Genomic DNA, 3,491 nt, shown 5'->3' with positions numbered 1-3,491 from the left:
CGTCACCTCTGTTAGGGGTTTTCCATCCTTTGCCGCCAGGTTGGCAAAGAGGGCGTCCGTTTCCGGGAGTTTTTGGGGGCTTAGCTTTGACCATCGGGCGCAGGCGGTAGCCGTTCCGGTTCAGAACCTCCGCCATCGTACTGGGCGACGGTAAAGCATCCTCTGGGAAACCTTGCGCACGCAGCTGTTACAAGGCTTCCGCCGCCGTCAGTCGGGTGTACGAGAGCGTCCCGCAGAAGGTCGGGTCTTGTTGACAGTGAGATTCTGCCAAGGCCCAGAGCGCTTCCGCCACCGCCGGGTACTTCTCCTCCCACCGCCCATGTCCGCAACCTGATTGACTGACAAAAGTAGCCAAGGGGGGCGGAAGCTGGGCAAGCTATGCATCCGCACAAACTCCAAAGGATGCTCCTCGCTATGCCCCAGCCCCCGATTTTGTACGCTACCTTGTCGCCCTTGTTCAAACAAGCGCCGTGGCGCGACGGGCGGCACCTGAAGACGCTGTGCTGGATGGTGGCAGGGCTGTTGACGAGCGGGTGGATCGCGCTGGACGAGTGGGCACCGTGTGTGGCGGAGCGGGCGGTCTACGCGCAAAGCACGGTGCGGCGGTTCAGCCGCTGGCTGTCGAATGCGCGGATCGACGCGCTGAGGTTGTACGCGGCCTTACTGCGGGGCGCGCTGGGGGAGTTCCCGGACGGTCGGCTGCATGTGGCGCTGGACACGACGATGCTATGGGATACGTTCTGCGTAGTGCAAGTGGCCTTGGTGTGGCGCGGGCGTTCGGTGCCGGTGGCGTGGAAGGTGCTGCGACACCGGAGCGCCAGCGTGGCGTTTCAAGACTACCGGGGCGTGCTAGGATTCGCGGCACGGCTGTTAAAGGGGCGCGAGGTGGTGCTGCTGGCCGACCGGGGCTTTATCCATGCGGAGCTATTGCGGTGGGTGAAGCGGACGCCGGACTGGCACTTTTGCATCCGTTGCAAGCGCGACATCGGGCTGTTCCTAGGCGGCGGCAAAACGCTGGTGCTGCGCCTGTCAGCGGGGGAACTGCGCTTCTATGCGGGGGTGTTCCTAGGGGCGGCGCGGATCCCGGTGGAACTGGCCGTGGGCTGGGAGAAGGGGGCGAAGGAGCCGTGGAGCATCGCCACTGCCGAGGCGGCGGGGCCGCCAACCCTGCGCCGCTATGGCCTACGCTTTGGCATTGAGGAGGGCTGTTTGGACCACAAGTCCGGCGGTTTCCAGTGGGAGTCGTCCCGGCTACGCGACGTCGAGGCTTTGCAGCGGCTGTGCCTGGTGCTGGCCGCGGCCACCCTGGTGTTGGTGTGCCCAGGTGCGGTAGTCGTGGCGACGGGCCGGCGGCGGGAGGTCGATCCCCATATGCGCCAACTTAAGGAATAACAGTTTGAAAAAGCTGTAACAGAATGGCAGGTTCAAGGGTTCTCACACGACCCTTGTAATCGGAGGACCGCTCACGATGCGCCTGCCATCCGATCATGTTGATACGACATTTGCGCAGCTTTGACAAGAACTACCGGCGGACTTTCGGGAATTGGCGATCGAATTTAAAGCGTTCAGCCGGAGTCGCAAAATCAAGACCCCGGAACAGCTGCTTCAGGTGGTGCTGTGCTACTGCGGCATCGATCAGGTGCTGCGGGAGACGGCGGGAAATTTTACCCTGGTAGAGGAACCGATCAGCGACACGGCGATCCAGAAGCGGCTGAAGGCGTGCGGACCATGGGTGAAGGCGCTGCTGGGCCGACTGATGGGGGCAGCAGCGGCACCCGGGATCGAGGGTCACCTGCGGTTGGTGGTGATGGATGGCTCGACGGTGCCGGGGCCGGGGGCGACGGGGACATGGTATCGGTTGCACTGGGCGGTGGATTTGGTGCGGTTACACCTGAGTTATGTCAAGGTGACTGATGCCCATGAAGGCGAGTGCTGGGAGCACTACCCCCTGCAAGCGGGCGATGTGGTAGTAATGGATCGGGGGTACAACCGGGCGCTGGAGTTAATCACCAACACCGACCGCGGGGTCGGCGTGGTGGTGCGTTATACCCCGCATAGCTTGAATCTGTACGACGCGGCCGAAGCCAAGATCGACTGGTACAAGGAACTCCAAGGGGCCGCGGAGACCGAGCGGTGTGTGCCGGTGTGGCTCCAAGCCCAGGGCCAGCTTCTACAAGGCTATGTCCACGCCTGCCGATTACCGTTGGCACTGGCGGCCAAAGCCCGGCGGCGGGTGCAGGTCCAGGCCAAGAAGAAAGGGCGGCAAGTGCAACAACGAACCCTGGACTTGGCCGAGTGGGTGTTAGTATTGACGACCCTGCCGCCAGCGGTGTTGCCGACCGCCACCGTCCTAGCGCTCTATCGGGTCCGGTGGCAAGTGGACCTGGTCATTAAGCGGTTGCAAACCATCCTCCATCTGGATCATCTCCGCAGCCGTCAAGGCAGTGTGCTGGCCGACTGATATCGCCATGGCAAACTGCTCTATGCCTGGGTGCTGGAGAAGTGGGCGCGCCGGCGCTGTGGCGAGGATTGGAATCGCCTGGACCGGCCGCGCCGCGCGACCCCGTGGCGGCTGTGGAAACTACGGCGCCAGGAACTGGCTACCGCCATCAGCAGGGTAGGGCGGTGGAACCTGGAACGTTGGGCCGCCTGCCTGGAGGTGATGCAGGAACGACCGCGCCGCCGCCACCTGCAAACTGTACCGGATCGGGTCAATCGCCTGATCCTGTACTGCCAGGCCAACGGCCTCAGTAACATATGAGAAATACTGCTTAAGTTGGCGCATATGGGGTTAAAACCCCCGCCTTTAGGCGGAAGCTTTAGCAGCTTTTTTGCTATGCTTGGGGCATGAGCGACTCTCGTCATGGTTCTCACACCGTGTTTTCCATCCACCTGCCTGTGGTCTGGATCACCAAGTATCGTCATAAAGTGCTCCGGGGTGCGATTGCCGAGCGGGTTCGCGACGTGGTCCGGGAAGAATGCCGACGGCAACGCGTCGAGATCTTGCAGGGACATATCTCGGCCGATCATGTTCACGTGATGCTATCGATCCCACCCCAAGTGACGATTAGCCGGTTGGTACAACGGTTGAAGGGGAAGAGTTCCTATGTCCTGTTGCGGGAGTTCCCGGCGGTACGGCAACGCTACTGGGGGCGGCATGTCTGGGCACGGGGCTATTTTTGCCGCAGCAGCGGCAATGTCACAGATGAGGTCATTAAAGCCTATATTGAGAACCAATGTCATGATCACGATGCCACCTTCTCGATTGAAGGGGCGGCTTCCCCGTCCGGGGAGTCCCCTTCGCCTTAAGCCTGCTTTCAGCGGGAATACACTCGGCTTTAGCCGATAGCGCCGGCTTTAGCCGTCACCCGAAGCCACCGCCTTTAGGCGGTGGTCTGTTCACTGACATTCACTGTCTTTATCTTTAACATAAAAGCATGTATGCCGCTACTGTACCCAATCGGAAATCGCCTCCAGCCATCCTGCTACGC

3 protein-coding genes are annotated in these 3,491 nt (G+C 61.5%); all 3 read left to right on the top strand.

Going from position 1 to position 3,491, the window contains the following annotated elements; genetic code table 11:
- Positions 1-414: 414 nt before the first annotated feature.
- The 3 genes from AC11W3_RS00760 (at position 415) to tnpA (ending at position 3,309) form a co-directional block, all read left to right on the top strand.
- Positions 415-1,392: a transposase gene (locus AC11W3_RS00760; RefSeq protein ID WP_484092324.1), complete on the top strand. Its 978-nt coding sequence runs from the start codon at positions 415-417 to the stop codon at positions 1,390-1,392.
- A 151-nt stretch (positions 1,393-1,543) separates the two neighbouring features.
- Positions 1,544-2,461, top strand: coding sequence for a transposase (locus tag AC11W3_RS00755; RefSeq protein ID WP_484092323.1), 918 nt, complete (start codon positions 1,544-1,546; stop codon positions 2,459-2,461).
- A 386-nt stretch (positions 2,462-2,847) separates the two neighbouring features.
- Positions 2,848-3,309 (top strand): IS200/IS605 family transposase, encoded by a 462-nt coding sequence (gene tnpA / locus AC11W3_RS00750; protein WP_484092322.1) that lies wholly within the window; start codon positions 2,848-2,850, stop codon positions 3,307-3,309.
- Positions 3,310-3,491 lie beyond the last annotated feature (182 nt).

The organism is Geomonas sp. (assembly GCF_056994735.1).
Note: the sequence above shows the minus strand (reverse complement) of the source record. Positions and strands in the feature narration are given on the sequence as shown.

Excerpts from the sequence above, each read along its gene's own strand:
- tnpA (WP_484092322.1), top strand. The coding sequence starts at position 2,848 with ATGAGCGACTCTCGTCATGGTTCTCACACCGTGTTTTCCATCCACCTG.
- AC11W3_RS00760 (WP_484092324.1), top strand. The coding sequence starts at position 415 with ATGCCCCAGCCCCCGATTTTGTACGCTACCTTGTCGCCCTTGTTCAAA.